This is a genomic window from Kribbella turkmenica (assembly GCF_004348725.1).
GTDB classification, from domain to species: domain Bacteria; phylum Actinomycetota; class Actinomycetes; order Propionibacteriales; family Kribbellaceae; genus Kribbella; species Kribbella turkmenica.
Window position 1 is genome coordinate 1 of the sequence record NZ_SMKR01000035.1, and the last position, 15,505, is coordinate 15,505.

The 15,505-nt window shown below is 68.8% G+C and carries 15 protein-coding genes and 1 pseudogene; 7 read left to right on the forward strand and 9 right to left on the reverse strand.

The features are described 5' to 3' along the window. Positions 1-301 (reverse strand): VOC family protein (locus tag E1218_RS10670; RefSeq protein ID WP_132318805.1); only part of this gene is annotated, 301 nt, incomplete at its 3' end. A gap of 261 nt (positions 302-562) precedes the next feature. Between E1218_RS10670 and E1218_RS10675 the strand changes: the two genes are divergently transcribed. After that, a complete protein-coding gene (locus E1218_RS10675; protein ID WP_132318807.1) occupies positions 563-1,471 on the forward strand; it encodes an NADP-dependent oxidoreductase in 909 nt (302 codons plus the stop codon). Between the two features lie 139 nt (positions 1,472-1,610). On the opposite strand, the gene E1218_RS10680 is transcribed toward E1218_RS10675, so the two are convergent. Both E1218_RS10680 and E1218_RS10685 read right to left on the reverse strand, forming a co-directional pair. Beyond that, complete coding sequence (locus E1218_RS10680) at positions 1,611-2,387, reverse strand: phytanoyl-CoA dioxygenase family protein (protein ID WP_132318809.1); 777 nt, start codon at positions 2,385-2,387, stop codon at positions 1,611-1,613. Positions 2,388-2,738: 351 nt separating this feature from the next. Further along, complete coding sequence (locus E1218_RS10685) at positions 2,739-3,713, reverse strand: TolB family protein (protein WP_165949224.1); 975 nt, start codon at positions 3,711-3,713, stop codon at positions 2,739-2,741. Between the two features lie 132 nt (positions 3,714-3,845). On the opposite strand from E1218_RS10685, the gene E1218_RS10690 reads away from it, so the two are divergent. Further along, entirely contained in the window at positions 3,846-4,121 is a 276-nt protein-coding gene (locus E1218_RS10690; protein ID WP_132318813.1) for a DUF167 domain-containing protein, read from the forward strand. Between the two features lie 54 nt (positions 4,122-4,175). Next, positions 4,176-5,195 (forward strand): hypothetical protein, encoded by a 1,020-nt coding sequence (locus E1218_RS10695; RefSeq protein WP_233712144.1) that lies wholly within the window; start codon positions 4,176-4,178, stop codon positions 5,193-5,195. Between the two features lie 426 nt (positions 5,196-5,621). On the opposite strand, the gene E1218_RS37165 is transcribed toward E1218_RS10695, so the two are convergent. From E1218_RS37165 to E1218_RS10720, 6 genes and pseudogenes are all read right to left on the reverse strand, one after another. Further along, positions 5,622-6,029, reverse strand: a complete 408-nt coding sequence (locus tag E1218_RS37165) for a hypothetical protein (RefSeq protein WP_233712149.1) — start codon at positions 6,027-6,029, stop codon at positions 5,622-5,624. A gap of 77 nt (positions 6,030-6,106) precedes the next feature. Further along, positions 6,107-6,385: pseudogene (locus tag E1218_RS37170) on the reverse strand (class I SAM-dependent methyltransferase); the annotation flags it as partial. Between the two features lie 185 nt (positions 6,386-6,570). Next, a complete protein-coding gene (locus E1218_RS10705) occupies positions 6,571-7,152 on the reverse strand; it encodes a dihydrofolate reductase family protein (protein WP_132318815.1) in 582 nt (193 codons plus the stop codon). 64 nt (positions 7,153-7,216) lie between these two features. Continuing rightward, the gene (locus E1218_RS10710; protein ID WP_233712145.1) at positions 7,217-8,056 is read right to left on the reverse strand and encodes a helix-turn-helix domain-containing protein; all 840 of its coding nucleotides are present in this window, start codon (positions 8,054-8,056) and stop codon (positions 7,217-7,219) included. Positions 8,057-8,273: 217 nt separating this feature from the next. Then, a complete protein-coding gene (locus tag E1218_RS10715; RefSeq protein ID WP_132318817.1) occupies positions 8,274-9,704 on the reverse strand; it encodes a glycoside hydrolase family 32 protein in 1,431 nt (476 codons plus the stop codon). Beyond that, positions 9,701-10,765 carry a LacI family DNA-binding transcriptional regulator gene (locus E1218_RS10720; protein ID WP_132318819.1) on the reverse strand — a complete coding sequence of 355 codons (1,065 nt, stop codon included), beginning with the start codon at positions 10,763-10,765 and terminating at the stop codon, positions 9,701-9,703. Before E1218_RS10720 ends, E1218_RS10715 begins: the two co-directional genes overlap by 4 nt. Positions 10,766-10,924: 159 nt before the next feature. Between E1218_RS10720 and E1218_RS10725 the strand changes: the two genes are divergently transcribed. Genes E1218_RS10725 through E1218_RS10740 form a run of 4 tightly spaced genes read left to right on the forward strand, consistent with a single transcriptional unit; the run spans position 10,925 to position 15,436 of the window. Continuing rightward, a complete protein-coding gene (locus E1218_RS10725) occupies positions 10,925-12,328 on the forward strand; it encodes an ABC transporter substrate-binding protein (RefSeq protein WP_132318821.1) in 1,404 nt (467 codons plus the stop codon). Then, on the forward strand, positions 12,328-13,260 hold the full coding sequence (locus tag E1218_RS10730) for a carbohydrate ABC transporter permease (protein ID WP_233712146.1): 933 nt from the start codon (positions 12,328-12,330) through the stop codon (positions 13,258-13,260). Before E1218_RS10725 ends, E1218_RS10730 begins: the two co-directional genes overlap by 1 nt. Continuing rightward, on the forward strand, positions 13,257-14,096 hold the full coding sequence (locus E1218_RS10735; protein WP_132318823.1) for a carbohydrate ABC transporter permease: 840 nt from the start codon (positions 13,257-13,259) through the stop codon (positions 14,094-14,096). Before E1218_RS10730 ends, E1218_RS10735 begins: the two co-directional genes overlap by 4 nt. Beyond that, positions 14,093-15,436 carry a glycoside hydrolase family 32 protein gene (locus E1218_RS10740; protein WP_165949225.1) on the forward strand — a complete coding sequence of 448 codons (1,344 nt, stop codon included), beginning with the start codon at positions 14,093-14,095 and terminating at the stop codon, positions 15,434-15,436. The genes E1218_RS10735 and E1218_RS10740 overlap by 4 nt, the downstream gene beginning before the upstream one ends. Positions 15,437-15,505 lie beyond the last annotated feature (69 nt).

A 15,505-nucleotide genomic window follows, 5' to 3' on the forward strand; every position in this document is an offset into this window, starting at 1 on the left:
TGCCTTGCCTGTGCGGACCCCACGGCATGGAGTGAATCTCGATCGGATCGACGGCTGTCGCCCCTGCGGCGAGCGCGCGACGCACGAACGCATCAGGGTCCGCGACGAACACCTCGATCCGGGTGGACGTCGTTCCCAGTTCCGCCGGAGCCGCCCAGCCGTTGTTTCCCGGCTGACCGAGCAGGAGCGGGGCGCCGGACACTCGTAGTCCGGCCACCGACCCGAGGTCCCATTGCAGCTCGGCCCCCATCGCGCGACGGTACCAATCGACGGCAACCGGGACGTCCTCGACAGCGAGCATGACTGAAATGGTCAGTGGGCGCTGGTCAGCCATACGCCCATCCTGTTCGAGGAGACGGCGATGGTCTAGAGCGGTATGGAAATCTCCTCTCACATGCGGCACCGCGGCCGGGACCGTGTCACGGCGCACATACCCGCGGCCCGGCTCCCATCGCCCGCCGAAGTGGCCCATCGAAACCGCGACTGAATGGCCCACGGATCGTGGGCCACGGCTGCGTAAGGTCGGATCGAACCCATCACACTGACCACCGCAAGGATCTTCATGCGTGCCATCACCGTCCGGGACCGCGAGGCCGAAGGCTACGGGCTGTCCCTGACCGAGTTGCCCTACCCCCACGCCGCCGAGAACGACGTCATCGTCGAGGTCCACGCCGCCGGCTTCACCCGCGGCGAACTGGACTGGCCCGGGACCTGGACCGACCGCGCCGGCCACGACCGCACCCCGAGCGTGCCCGGCCACGAACTGTCCGGTGTCGTCGTCGAGCTCGGCTACGGCACCACCGGTCTCACGGTCGGACAGCGGGTCTTCGGGCTGGCCGATTGGACTCGCAACGGTTCGCTCGCCGAGTACGTCGCCGTCGAGGCCCGCAACCTCGCTCCGCTGCCCGCCGGCATCGACCACGTCGCCGCCGCCGCGTTGCCGATCTCCGGGCTGACGGCCTGGCAGGCGCTGGTCGACCACGCTCACCTGCAGGCGGGCCAATCCGTCCTCGTCCACGGCGTCGGCGGCTCCGTCGGCTCGGTCGCCGTACAACTGGCCGGCGAGACCGGAGCCCACATCGTCGGCACCGGCCGAGCCTCCGACCGGGACCTGGCCGGCACCCTGGGCGTCCACGAGTTCCTCGATCTCGACCGCGACCACCTCGAGGACATCGGCGAGGTCGACGTCGTACTCGACGTGATCGGCGGCGAGATCCGCGACCGTTCGACCAAGCTGCTACGCCCGGGCGGCACCCTCGTCACCATCGCCGATCCGCCGACCATCCACCCGCCCGACGGCCGGGCGATCTTCTTCGTCGTCGAGCCCAACCGCGACCGGCTGGCACAGTTGGCCACTCGCCTCCACCGAGGACGCCTCACACCACTCGTCACCGCCACCGAAGACCTGACAGGCACCCCCGCCGCCTTCACCGAACCCACCCGCGGCAGGACCATCATCACCCTCAGATGACACGACCCTGCCGGCGCGAATCTCGTACCGGCTGGGTGATGCGCGCGGCCGAAGGATCAGTGGCGCACCGCCGGCCATGCGGGTCGTCGTGACCCGCTCGGATACCTCCAGGTCGGTGTCGGCGAAGCGGATCCCTACGTCAGATCGGGAGCGGGTCGTAGTTGGCGCCGAACGGGGCGTCCGGCCTGGCGAACTCCCCCATCAGGGCACGCCTCAAGGGCGTCGTGCGCTCGAGGAACTCGGGGTCGTTGCTGAAACGGTCGGCCATGCGGACCCACGGTGGGCTGTAGACGTAGTGCGTGGTGAAGCGGTCGTGGTCGCCGTCGTGGCGGAAGGTTCGATGCCAGACGCCGTTGTGGAACACCAGAGCGGCCCCGGCCTCGGCACACACGACATGGCCGATCGCGATGTCATCGTTGTTCGCACGGATCGCCTCAGGCAGACCGACCCGCGAGCGGTGGCTGCCGGGGATCAGTTCCATGTTGCCCATGCCGGGCACCGTCTGATCGGTGAGCAGATACGACACGCGGAGCTGAAGCAGGGGAACCGGGAAGCCCAGGTCCTTGAAGTCGAAGGCGGACGATCCGTCCTGGTGCCACCGGCCGTTCCCCGCGTGCGCGGGCTGCATCGTGTTCCAGCCGGCCTGCAGGACGAACCGGTCGCCGAGCAGACCCTGCACCTTGGGAAGAACGTCAGGATGGTCGATGAGCCGCTCGAGAACCGGCTCGCTCTCGTACGTCCGGCCGATCTGCCCGAACTGACGGTCGCGATCGCGGTGCAGACGCTGCGAGACGTCGTACGCCTCGGCGGCCTCGTCCCTGGTCAGGACGTTGGGGATGAGGAAGTAGCCCCACGACTCGAAGATGAAGCGGTCGGTCTCGGTCAGCTGACCTTTGTCGACGACGGGATCGAGCATCGCTGTGTCCTCTTCTTCATGCTGTTGGAAGGGCTTGTCAGGTCTGGCATCACTGCGACCAGGGAGTCGGACGGATCACCGACGGCAGGTGGTCAGCGCGACAGCCACCATCCGTGGGCAACCCGTGGATGGTGGCTGTCGGAGTTCGCCGAGGTACTCAGATCCTCAGCGCACGCGACCATCGCCGGCCACGCGATGGCGTCCAGTGGTTCCGCAAGAAGCTCGTACCGGTCACGATTCAATCCTGACGCGTCTCGTGCTGCCGAGAAAGGGCCAACCGCCCCAGATTGGCACCCAGGTCAGAACTAGTCAGTCTCCGGGTCCTGTCTGTTCCGCCGAGAATGCGGGCTATCAGGAGCCGGGAGTGACCTGGCTCCCCGGCGGTTGCCACGCGGGCTGGCCGTCGAACCCCGGTGACTGCGTCAGAGCGCGGCTCGTGCCGGTCTCGACGTCGACGACATAGACGTCCCAGGATCCCTTCGCGTCCGAGTAGTACGCGAGTGACCGGCCGTCCGGAGACCACCGCGGCCGTTCCTCCGACGCCGTCTCGGCCACCACCGAGCGCTGCCCGGTGCCGTCCGCGGCGATCACCTGGATGTCGAAGCCGGCCGACGTCACGCTGTTGTAGGCCAACCGCGAGCCGTCGGCCGACCAGGCCGGGTTCAAGCCGCGGACCGGCTGCGGAAGGAGCGGCTGTTCGAGTCCGGTGTCAGGGTCGACCGAGCGAAGCTCGGGCGCACCGCTGCGCGTGGTGGCGAAGCCGATCCGCGAACCATCCGGGGACCATTGCGGCTTGTCGTCCAGCCCCGGGGAGTTCACCAGTTGCCGGACGTTCGAACCGTCGGCGTTCAGTACGAAGACGTCCCAGTCTCCGTCCCTGTTGGAGCTGAAGGCCAGTCGACGTCCGTCCGGTGACCACGTCGGGTAGAAGTTCGCGGCCGCGTCGCGGGTGATCTGCGTCAGCCCCGTTCCGTCGGGGAAGATCAGGTAGAGGTCGCTTGCTGTCGGCGACCCCGCGTTGAACGCAAGCCGTCGCCCGTCCGCCGACCAGGCGGGGTGCGAGACCGCCGGGAGCGACTCGGTCAGCCGACGCACGTTCGAGCCGTCCGCCTGCATCACGTACAGCGCGTCGGCGCCCTCGCGATCGGAGACGAAGGCAATGAGCCCACCTGCGTGCGTGGTCGACGGCTGCGGCGACGCAGGCGGTGACACCTGCCGCGCCCGCCCGGGTTCGGGCGTCGACGACCTGCACCCGAGCGCCGTGCACCCGAGGACCCCGACCAACAGCGCGGCACTGACCAGCCGCTGCCCGTGGACTGTCCACACGGCCTGAGCTTCACGGTCGATGCCACGGCCCGCCAAGCAGTGGCCTGCCTCCGTATCCGAATCGTTGCGGTCCCCGAGGCCGTGCACCATCGGCTCGACACGTGGTCGCCGGCGGCAGGCGAGAATCGGGTCATGAGGATTTTGCTGCGCGTCAAACCGGGCGCCTCCCGAACCGCCGTCGGCGGCCGGTACGACGGTGCGGCGGGCCCGGCCCTGGTGGTCGCAGTGGCAGCCCGTGCGGTGGAGGGGCAGGCGACGAAGGCGGTCCTGGAGGCGGTCGCAGCGGCGTTCGGCGTACGGCGCGCGGCCGTGACGCTGGTGCGCGGCAGGACCAGCCGGGACAAGCTGGTCGACGTCGACGGCGAGGACGCGGAGCTTCGCCCCAGACTCGAGACGCTCCTCGGCTGAACCGACAGCACCACCTGAGAAGATCTGCGAGCCGACGCCGACGGCCCCGCCGCGATGGACGAAGGCCGCGCCTCACCCGGGAACGCCGGCGGCAACTTCTCCGGCCCCGACCGCATCAAGCGTCTCGACAAGCCGAGACGAAAGGGCGTCATGGACAAGAAGCGATTTCCACTGGCACTGGGGCTGGCCTCGATGGTCCTCGGCCTGGTCACGATCCCGGCGCCCGGCGCGGCAGCGACACGCGCCCGGGCGAGCGCCGTCTGTGAGCTGTCGCTGAACTCCATCAGCGCGACCGGCGCGCACCAGGGCCAGCGCATCAAGGCCACCACCCCGCCGACGGCCGGCGTGACGAGCCAGGCTCCCGACAAGTTCGCCCCCGGTATGACCCGGTTGAGCGGCTCCTGGATGAGCGAGTCGCTGATCCCCTACTCAATGCTGCACCAGGGCAAGGTGGTCATCGGCTCGACGATGTACGCGGCGTCCTGGGAGCAGTACGCAGCGGACGAGTCGGTGCACCTGGGGAGAGTCGGCGGCGGCTGGGACAGCTTCACCTTCTTCGAGGAGTCCCGGTACGACGAAGGCGCGAAGCCCGGGGCGGTCGCGCGCAGGCACGAGTACGGGCTGCGCAGCGACGGAGCGCTCGCCCGCTGGCGGATCAGCGACAAGGGTTGGGTCGCGGCCGGGACCTACCCGGGCTTCGCGGCGGTCAAGACCATGGCTCTGATCAGCCAGACGCGGACCTACGACACCTTCCTCGCGAACACCCGCGGCGGAGCGCTCTACACGATCCGGATCCCGGTCACGAACCCGATGAAGCCGATCGTGACGAGGGTTCGTGCCTCCACCTGGCAGGCCTTCGACACCCTGATCGCCGAGCGCTGCGGCCAGTACGGCACTCTGCTGCTCGGGATCGACAAGCACACGTCGTCGGCCTATCTGTATGCCGTCGGTCACGCGAACGGCACGGCGACCGTGATCCAGAGCCTCGGCAAGGTGCCGAACGTCCACACTGCCCCGGTCTACTTCCGCTCAACGGGCGTCCCCTGGGCCACTCCCCCACTCAACGGCGACTGACCGCTCACTCCCTCGGAAGCTGCGCGTAGCGCAGTCCATGGCGACACTGGTAGCACTTCCAACCCTCGCGACATGGATGCTGCGACAGCCGAATCCGCACTGCCTTCGTTGGTGCGGGGTTGAGTGCTAGTGCCGCGTCCAGAAACGTTGAGGTCGTAACCCGCGTTGGCTGCAGTCCGACAGGACGTATGCGCCCACTGCCCCACGACAAACGCCTGAGCAGACCAGCAATCCGGCTCGATCGCCGGACACCTCCTGTCGAACTGCACACATCACCCCGGATCCCCCAACCGCGGACAGCAAATCGGGACTGGGGACATCCGACCAGATGTTCCAGTCCCATCAGGTGTCGGAGGATCGGCCCAGGCACCCACCACGCGACCACGCTCGTCAACAGTTACGACCCCAACGTTTCCGGGCGAGGCACTAGTGGTGGCGGCGGGCGAGGTGGGCGGTGATCTCGGCGTTGATTTCCACCGTTGCGGGAAGGACCCGGAGGATTCGGCGAAAGACCTCGTCTCGGTCGGCGGGCGGCAGCATCACGTACGCCGAGACCGTCGAGAGTTGTCCGACGTAGTCGCGGGCGCTCATCGTCAGACGCCGTTCGATCACCGACTGCCGGACCTCGGTGAACCACTCGGATTGCTGCAGCTCCGTGCCGGGCCATTCCATCGGACGATCCGTGGAGGGTGTGCCATCGGGCGACGGGACGCCGTCCTCCTCCAGGTACGGCGCACGTGCCGCACGCGCGGCCTCCTTGAGGGCCGGGTCGGCCAGCTGAATCGGTACACCGAACGAGGCGAACACGCCACCCGGCTGGACGAGCGCGGCCATGCGGGCCCACCGCCTTCGGGCCTGGTCCAATGGAGCGCGGCAGCCGAATACACCAGCTCGTACGACGATTCCGTCACCAGGTCCTCGAACGCGGCTTGCACGGTGGTGACGTTGGCCGGCAGACGTTTGCGCAGCTCCGCGAGCATGGCGGCGTCAGGGTCCGTCGCCGTGACCGCGATCCCTCCCTGCGCGAACAGGCGCGTCGCCTTACCTGTCCCGGCGCCGATCTCGAGGGCGGTCCGGATCGGCCGGCCGGCGTACGCCATCACCAGATCGAGGAGCTCCACGGGATATCCCGGCCGGAACCGTTCGTACGCCTCCGCTACCGCCCCGAAGCTCAACGCGCGCGCGACCATGCTGGGATCCTGGCATTTTCCACGCCCCAGCGCCCGCCACTTTCTCTGCCGGAGGCGTGGGAGCGGCGGAGCGCACCGAGGTACGACCTACCGGCAGAGGGTGCCTCGGCCGACAGGGCGAGCGACCCCGGACGACGCAGCGGACGCACTGTTCGGGGCGCTGCGCAGCCACCCGCTCAGATCGGTCAACGGCGCACCCGATAGCGCAGGTGAAGCACCCGGTTGCCCTGGATCACCACGTCCGGATCCTCCAACAGGTGCTGCGCGTTGACCGACCCGAAGTAGCGTTTGCCGGACCCGAAGACCACGGGTACGACGTCCATGCGCACCTCGTCGATCAGGCCCGCGGCGAGCACCTGGCCACCGACATCGCCGGCGGCGACCTCGACCATGCGGTCACCTGCGAGCTCCTGCGCCCTGGCCACGGCTGCCTCGACGCCCTCGACGAAGTGGAACGGCGCCTCGGGGTCCCAGCCCTCGGGCTCCGGCCGGTGCGTCACGACGATCACGTGGTCGATCCCGCTCGGAGGCTTTCCGTCCCAGCCGTCCGTCAGATCGAAGACGTGGCGGCCGGCGATCGTCACCCCGATCTGGTCCCAGTACGGCCGCGTGTAGTCGTAGGAGGTCTGCGACACCTTCACCTCGCCGCTCTCGTCCAAGGAGACGGCACCGCTGGACAACCAGTCGAACAGCGGTCCGGGCATGTCGTTCCCGTCCGCGATGAAGCCGTCCACCGAGACCGAGCTGTACATGACCACCTTGCCCACGGGGCCCTCCTTTGCATCGGGCCCCCAAAGTAGCGTGTCGTCGAGCTGTCACTCTTGTAAGAAATCAATCGGCCGGCAGCGGCCAGCCTTCGAAAACGTGGCCGGGATGTTCGCGCAGGAACCGCCGCCGGACTTCGACGTACCGGGTCGGCGTGAGCCCGGTGAACGCCCGGAACTCGTGACCGAAGTGGGCCTGGTCGAAGTAGCCCGCGTCATAGGCGAGGTCGCCCCAGTCGATCGGTCCGGCGGGGTCGATCGCGAACACGGTGGCGGCGAAGCGGTGGGTGCGGGCCAGCCGCTTCGGCGTGACGCCGATGAGCTCCTTGAACCGCTGTGCCAGGTGAGTGCTGCTGACACCGGCTGCCATGCTCAGGTCGCCGATCGCCACGCCCCCGCTGCTCGCCGCGATGACGCTGCTCGTATGGCGGACCAGCCCCAGGCCGGCGGTCTCGCACAGCCGTCGCATCAGTTCCTCCTCGAGCAGCGTCAGCATCTCGTGCGGTCCGTTCGCCGTGGCCAGCCGGTCTCGCAGCTCGGCCACGGCGGGCCGGCCCCAGACCTGCTCTACCGTGGCCGGCCGGTCACACAGCTCGGCGGCAGGCATCGGCAGGAACGGCGCCAGTCCCCACGGCTTGAAGTGCACGCCGACTGACCGGGTCCGGAGTGGGTAGCCGAACTCCCACGCGCGGGTGGGCGTGGTGGCCACGCAGCCGTCGGCGTACCCGGCCGTCTCGCTGTCGGTGCCGCCGCGGATGCGGAACGGCGCCCCGAGGTTGACGATGAGCAATGCCGACGGCGCGGGCGGCAGCGTCAGCCGGGCGTACGGCCGCTCACCCTCCAGGAAGTAGAGGTCGTCGATCAGCCCGTCCAGCGGCGGTCGTGGCACTCTGGACACGTACTTCATGCCCACAGCATCGCCGACCCCCCGTCGCCATCGCGCGCCGGGATGGTCCAGCCGCGCTGCGGCCGGCATCGGGCCGGCGCCGAAGAGCACCAAGCCAGGCATGTCGAACCAACAGCCGTCCGGCCGTCCAGAGCAGCACCACCTTGACGAGTGCAGAGAAGGTAGCCAGCCCACTTCGGCTCGGACCGGGTCGCCCGGCAATGCCCTCCCGGATTGGCTACCGGGCCACTGTAAGCGAAGCCAGAGTGAAGCCGCCGTCGGTGGCGAACAGGCCCGGCCGGCAGGCACCTGGCTCGTACCTTCGGAAACTCAGCGCGACGCGGTCGTCGACCACCACCTGCCCGGTCGTCCCGTCCAGCAGCACCTGCACGGTATGCACGCCGGGCGGCAATGGACACGCACGCTCCAGCTCCACCGCGTACGGCACGTCGCCATCCACCTGCCACTGCGCCGGACCGGTTCGGCCGCGCGGCCACCGGTCGAGCACGATCCGGCCTCGCTGCGGCTCCAGTCGTACGACGGTCCCGTCCTCACCGTCCGCACCGGCGTGCAGCAACACGCCGAATGCCTGCGTGCCGGCCTCCACGTCGGCCCTCACCGTGATCAGGCATCGTTCAGGCACCGGGTCCCCGATCCATGCGGCGTACCGGTCGACCGCTCCCTCCCCGGGCTTTGTGGCCGCACCGTCGACCGCCGCCAGCTTCACCTGCTCCGCATCCGAAAAGGCCGCGAGGATCTCCGCAGGAAGGCCGAACGCGAGGGTGCCGTCATCCTCCTGCCGCGCTTCGAGTACGGCGAGATCGCCGGCCCACTGCCACGAACCGGCATCGCAATCCCCTTGTTTCGTGGGGATCCAGCCGATGAAGAACCGTCGACCCGCGTGCTCGACGGACTTGGCCGCGTAGAACGCCCGACCGTCGACGGTGTCCCGCCTCGGCGCTAGCCATGGACCGTCCGGCCCGCGTGCGATCCGGTACCGCGTCTGGAACGCGTCGGTGAACTCGGAGTACACCAGGTACCACCAGTCGCCCCACCGGAACACGTCCGGGCACTCCTGCGTGATGAACCGGTGCGGCTCCCACAACGGATCCGCGAGCTCCCACTGTTCAAGATCGGTCGACGTCAACCGCGCGACCACACCACGCCGACGAGCGGGCGAATCGGTGTACCGAGCGGCCAGCACCATCTGCCACGGCTCGTCGGGCGCAGTCCGGTACACGAACGGATCCCGCCAGTCCTGCGGCATGTACCCAGCCGGCGCCCCGAAGGTGTGCGCAGGCAGCTTCGTCCACTCCGTCGGATCGCCGTCACTGACCGCGTGGCAGACGACCTGGAAGGCACCGTCCGCGTCCCCGCGCCGCGGGTTGTGCCCGGTGTAGAAGAGGTGCAGCCGCGAGCCGTCCGTAACCACACTGCCCGTGTAGCAGTCGAAGTCCTCGGCATCACGATCCCCGGCCTGCAGTACGACGCCGTGGTCGGTGAAGTGCACGAAGTCGGTGGTGGACACCAGCGCCCACGGCATACCGCTCGCACCGTCCGTCGGATCCCCGGGTCGCTCGTCCAACAGGTAGAACAACCAGATCCGCTCTGCGTGGCTGAACGGGATCACGTCACCGACGAAGCCCGACACGGGCCGCCAGTGGATCACCTCGGCCTGACCTTCGGTCGCGGGAGCCGGCGTGGTGGATCGCCGACCGACTCGCGTTCGATCAGCTCGCAGTCGACGATCACCCGCTCCGGTGCGTCGTCGGGCGCCGCCAGCACCAGTTCACCGGCTCGGCGGCCGAGCATCAGGTGCGGCAGCGCGGCGGTCGTCAACCCGGGCCGGACCTGATCCGCGACGTCCGGCTGGTCGTCGAAGCCGACGATGCTGACGTCGCCCGGGCAGTCCAGCCCGAGCGCGTGCAGGGCGAGCATCGCGCCGATCGCCATCCGGTCGTTGCCGCAGACCAGCGCGGTCGACCCGTGCTCGACCACGACCTCGGTCGCCAGGTCGTAACCGGATCCGATCTGGTAGTTGCCGTACCGGTGCACCAGATCGGCGGGACGCAGCCCGGCCGCCCGTGCGGCGTCGTCGAACCCACGTCGGCGTTCCTTGCAGGCGTAATCGTTGCGCATGCCGCCGAGGAAGGCGACCTCGCGATGCCCCCGCTCGAACACCGACGCCGCCGCGGCGCGGCCACCGGCGTACTCGTCGGCCAGCAGGATCGTGTCGGCGTGGCCCTCCTCGGGCCAGCAGTTGACGAAGATCGTCCGGATCCCGTCCAGGCGGGGGCTGCGGTGCAGCGGCTTCGGTGACAGCGACGCGTACACGATCGCCGCGACGCCCTGACCGACCAGACTCGCCACCGCGCTGTCGCCCTGCTCCGGATCGCCGGTCGTGTCCACGACCATGCACACGTACCCCGCGGGCTGGACCACCTGTTGCAGGCCGAGCACGATCAAGCCGGCGTACGGCTGCGAGACGATCCCGCTGGTCACGACGCCGACCGTGAACGACCTGTTGGACCGCAGCAGCTGAGCCGCCCGGTTCGGGACGAAGTCGAGCTCGGCGGCGGCCTCCAGCACGCGCCGCCTGGTCTCCTCGGCCACCGCGACGTCGCGGCGGTCGTTGAGCACGAACGAGACGGTCGGCTGCGACACCCCCGCGCGACGAGCGACGTCGGTCATCGTGACGCGTTTCGGCCGGCCGGCCGGCTGCTTCGCCATGGTTCCCCTTCACGGTGCACGGCGTCTCCGCCGTCGCCATCTTCTATCACAACGAGGCCCAATACGTATTGCGCCTCACCGTACAGCACTGCTACCGTCCCGGCTCAATACGTATTGGGCGGCGCGCCGGGCCGCCTGAGGGGTCAAGGAGGCATTCCCATGACAGGTATCCATCCCCCCGGTGGTTCGTTCACCCGCCGCACCCTGCTGAGAGCCGGAGCCGGTGGTCTCGGCCTGGCCGCGCTCGCCGACCTGGCCGCGTGCAGCAACGACAGCAGCGGCTCGTCGAAGTCGCTGAAGATGCTGTACTTCGGCGAGCAGGCGCAGGCGACCCAACTGCAGAACCGGTTGCAGCCGCAGATCAGCAGGCTCGACCCGGGCATGAAGTTCGAGATCTCCGCCATCAACGGCACGGACTGGAACGACTTCCTCGCCAAGGTGCTGACCCAGATCGCCGCCGGCACGCCGCCGGACATCATCAGCGTCGCCACCGAGGGCCTGCAGCTGATGGCCTCGAAGGAGCTGGCGATTCCGCTCGACGATTACGTCACCAGAGACCTCGACGCGCTCAAGGAGTACTTCGCCGACATCCACCCGGCGCTGGTCGAGTCGATGATGTACCAGGGCCACCTGTGGGAGCTGCCGGACAGCTTCAACGCCGGCAACATGTTCTACAGCACGGGCCTCTTCCAGCGCGCGGGCGTCGTACCGCCGACCCCGGACTGGACCCTCGACGACTTCGAGACGGCGGCGACCAGGATCGCCAGGTTCCAGGGCATCAACGCCTTCGGCTGGGTGGTCCGGTTGTGGGGCAGCTGGACGTCGTTCATGTACGCCAACAACGCCAACCTGCTCGAGGAGGGCAAGTACGACGGCGGCGACTGGCTGTGGAGCAAGGCGTACGCCGGCGACGCTGCCGCCGCCGGCCGCAAGGGCGGCTGGAAGTGGGGCGCGCCGACGGCGAACTCCGAGGCCACGGTCGAGGCGCTCGACTACATGATCGAGCTGACCAGGAAGGGGCTCTCGCCGTCGCCCGATGTCGGCGGTGGCGGCACGCTGCAGGGGCTGTTCGCGTCCAACCGGATCGGGATGTCGATCGGTGGCGGGTTCTGGGCCGGCGGCCTGACCAACGCCGGGATGAAGAACGGCAGCTTCGACGTCACGATGTTCCCGAGGTGGAAGAGTCAGCGGCACCTGTTCGGCGCCGGAGGATACGCGATCTTCAAGTCGTCGAAGAAGAAGGACCTGGCCTGGGAGGTCCTGAAGCTGCTGGTCAAGCCGGACTCCTTCGACCTGGTGTTCCCCGGCAACGTCACCACGCCCGGCCGCAAGTCCCTGGTGACGGCAGCGCGGTACGCGAAGACGGGGCCGAAGCACTGGTCGGTCTTCTACGACACGCTGACCGAACACCCCGACACCGCGCCGATTCCGGCACCGCCGTACTACAACGCGCTCGCGACGGCGCTGAACCAGCGGACCACCGAGGCGATCTCGTCCGGTAAGGCGAAGGCTGCGCTCGACGGGTTGCAGTCCGACCTCGAGAAGGCGGCGGGGGCTGGCTGATGGCTGTCGTCACCGCGGAGGTACGGAACACGGTCGTGAAGCGGCACCGGCATCCGGCCGCGCACGGCGAGGCCCCGTTCGGGTTCGCGATGATCGCGCTGTCGGTGCTGTTCGTGGCGGTCTTCACCGCGATCCCGATCGTCGCGTCGCTGGGGCTGTCGTTCTTCTCCTGGGACGTGATCTCGACACCGGAGTTCGTCGGGCTGGAGAACTACCAGCGATTGCTGCACGACGGGCCGGTGCTCAAGTCGTTCGGCGTGACGCTCGGGATGGCCGTCGCGATCGTCGTACTGCAGCTGGTCCTCGGCCTCGGGCTGGCGGTCCTGGTCAACCAGCGCAGGCTCATCTGGGTCCGGACGGCGTTCCGTACGGCCTTCTACCTGCCGCTGCTCGCCTCGACGGCGGCCGTGTCGATCTTCATGGGCTACCTGTTCGACTACAAGTTCGGCGTCGTGAACTACTACCTCGGGCTGCTCGGCATACCGAACGTGCCGTGGCTGACCAGCGGATTCGCGGCGGCCACGACGATCGTCCTGATCGCGGTGTGGCAGCAGGTCGGGTTCACGTTCGTCCTGTTCGTCGCCTCGTTGATGTCGGTGCCCACCGACGTCCTCGAGGCCGCGCAGATCGACGGGGCCGGGCCATTGCGGACGCTGTTCCGGATCAAGGTCCCGTTGATCAGCCCGACCATCCTGTTCGCCGCGGTCGTCGCCCTGATCAACGCGATGCAGCTGTTCGACCAGCCGTACATCATGACCAAGGGCGGCCCGGGGTCGGCGACCACGACGGTGACGATCTCGATGTACCAGAAGGGCTTCCAGAACCTGCAGTTCGGGTACGGCTCGGCGATCGCGATCGTGCTGCTGGCGGCGATCCTGGTGATCACCGGGCTGCAGTTCCTCGCGGCACGAAAGCTGGTGTTCTACCGATGATCCGCTCCACCGGAACCCTCGCCCGGATCGGCCGGGTGACCGGCCTCGTGGTGCTGGTGATCGCCGCGATGGTTGCCCTCGGCCCGTTGCTGTGGACGGTCACCACGTCGCTGCGGACGCCGGCCGAGGCGTTCGGCAACCCACCGCAGTGGATCCCGCTGCACCCGGACTTCTCCAACTACAGCGCGGTCTTCGACCGGATCCCGATCGGCCGGTTCTTCCTGAACAGCGTGATCGTCACCGGCCTGATCGTGGTCGGCCAGACGATCACCTGCACGCTGTCGGGGTACGCGTTCGCGATGGTCAGCTTCCCGGGGCGCTCGGTCATCTTCGGGATCTTCCTCGCCACGATGATGGTGCCGCTGCAGACGATCATCATCCCGGTGTTCGTGATCATCCGGTACCTCGGCCTGTCGGACAGTCCGTTGTCGCTGGTGGTCTCCGCCCTCGGCAGCGCATTCGGCACCTTCCTCATGCGCCAGTACTTCCTGCAGATGCCCAAGGAGCTCGGCGAGGCGGCGCGGATCGACGGCGCCGGCCACTTCCACACCTTCCTGCTGATCTACGCCAAGATGGCCGCCCCGGCGATCGCCACGCTCGCGATCCTGAACTTCTCCGGCTTCTGGGCGGAGTTCTACCGGCCGCTGATCTTCCTGCAGTCGCAGGAGAACTTCACACTGCCGCTCGGACTGGTCGGCCTGCAGGGGAACCTCGGCACCGGCTCGATCTCGGTCGTACTGGCCGGCGTCGTACTGGCGATCCTGCCGAGCGTCGTCCTGTTCATCATCGCCCAGAGGTACTTCATCGCAGGCATCACGGCAGGAGCATCACGGTGACCCAGACCCAGTCACAAGCCCAGACGGCAGCCCGGTCGGCCGCCGCGGTCGCGCATCTGCGCCCCGCGTTCCACATCCGGCCGCCGCGCGGGTACCTCAACGACCCGAACGGGCCGATCGAAGTCGGTGACGACGTTCACCTGTACTTCCAGTCGCGGCCGACGCTCGACCTGCAGATGCCGGTCGAGTGGGGGCACGCGACCTCGCCCGACTACGTGCGCTGGACGCTGCACCGGCCCGCGATGGCCCCACAACCCGGTGGACCGGACACCGACGGCTGCTGGTCCGGCAACACGGTCCTCGACGACAACCGGGTCCGCGCCTTCTACTCCGGGAACGTCGAGGGGCGCCCGTACCAGTCGGTGCTCACGGCCGTCTCGGACGACGGCGGGATGACGTTCGGGCCCGCGCGCCAGGTCGTGCCGGATCCGGAGCAGGCCCTCATGTTCCGCGATCCCTTCGTCTGGAGGGAGAACGACACGTGGTGGCTGGCCGTCGGTGCCGGGTTCGCCGACCGCGGCGCGAGCATCGCGCTGTACCGTTCGGCCGATCTGGAGCATTGGACGTACGAGGGCCCGCTCGCCGAGCTGCCCCGCGGGATCGCCGCCGGAGAGGACACCGGCGCCGCCTGGGAGTGCCCACAGGTGCTCACGCTCGACGGCCGCCGGATCGCCGTCGTCGCGTCCTGGTCACCGGAGCGCGGCCCCGCCGAGGTGCTGTCGTTCGACGTCGACGTCCGCGTGACGCCGCAGCGCGTCGACCACGGCACGAACTTCTACGCGGCCTCCGCCCTCCGGGACAGCCGTTTCGGCCCGCTCCTGTTCGGCTGGCTGACCGAAGGCCGCGACCGCCTTGGCTGGACGGACGACTGGGCCGGGGTGATCTCACTCCCCCGCGTCGTCCACCTCGGCCCCGACGGATCGCTCCGCAGTACACCGGTACCGACCGTCGACACACTGCGCGCCGGTCCCGGCTCACCCGCCGACGGCGTCTCCACCGGCCCGCAGTGCGAGATCGCCGTACCCGAGGGGCCCGGGCAGGTGATCCTCCACTTCGGCGACCAGGAACGCCTGGTCGTCGAACTCGACACAGACACCGTCACGATAGACCGCACCCACGCCAGCCTCGACAACCACGCTCACGGCGGCCGCATGCAGGTGATCGAAGCCTTCGACCCGACCTCAGGCGGCCCGGCCGCCCGCATCTTCCTCGACGGCTCGGTCCTCGAAATCTTCACGAGCTCAGGCCGAGTCCTCAGCACCCGCGTCTATCCGACCACCCCGCCGCCCTGGCGCATCGAGGCCACCGCGAACGCGCAGTACTGGCGCCTCGCGAGCTGAAACGGCCGGACGCACCAGGTGAGGACGCGCGGGTGGCCATCGGTACGGCGGTGTGTTCACCGTGTGCCG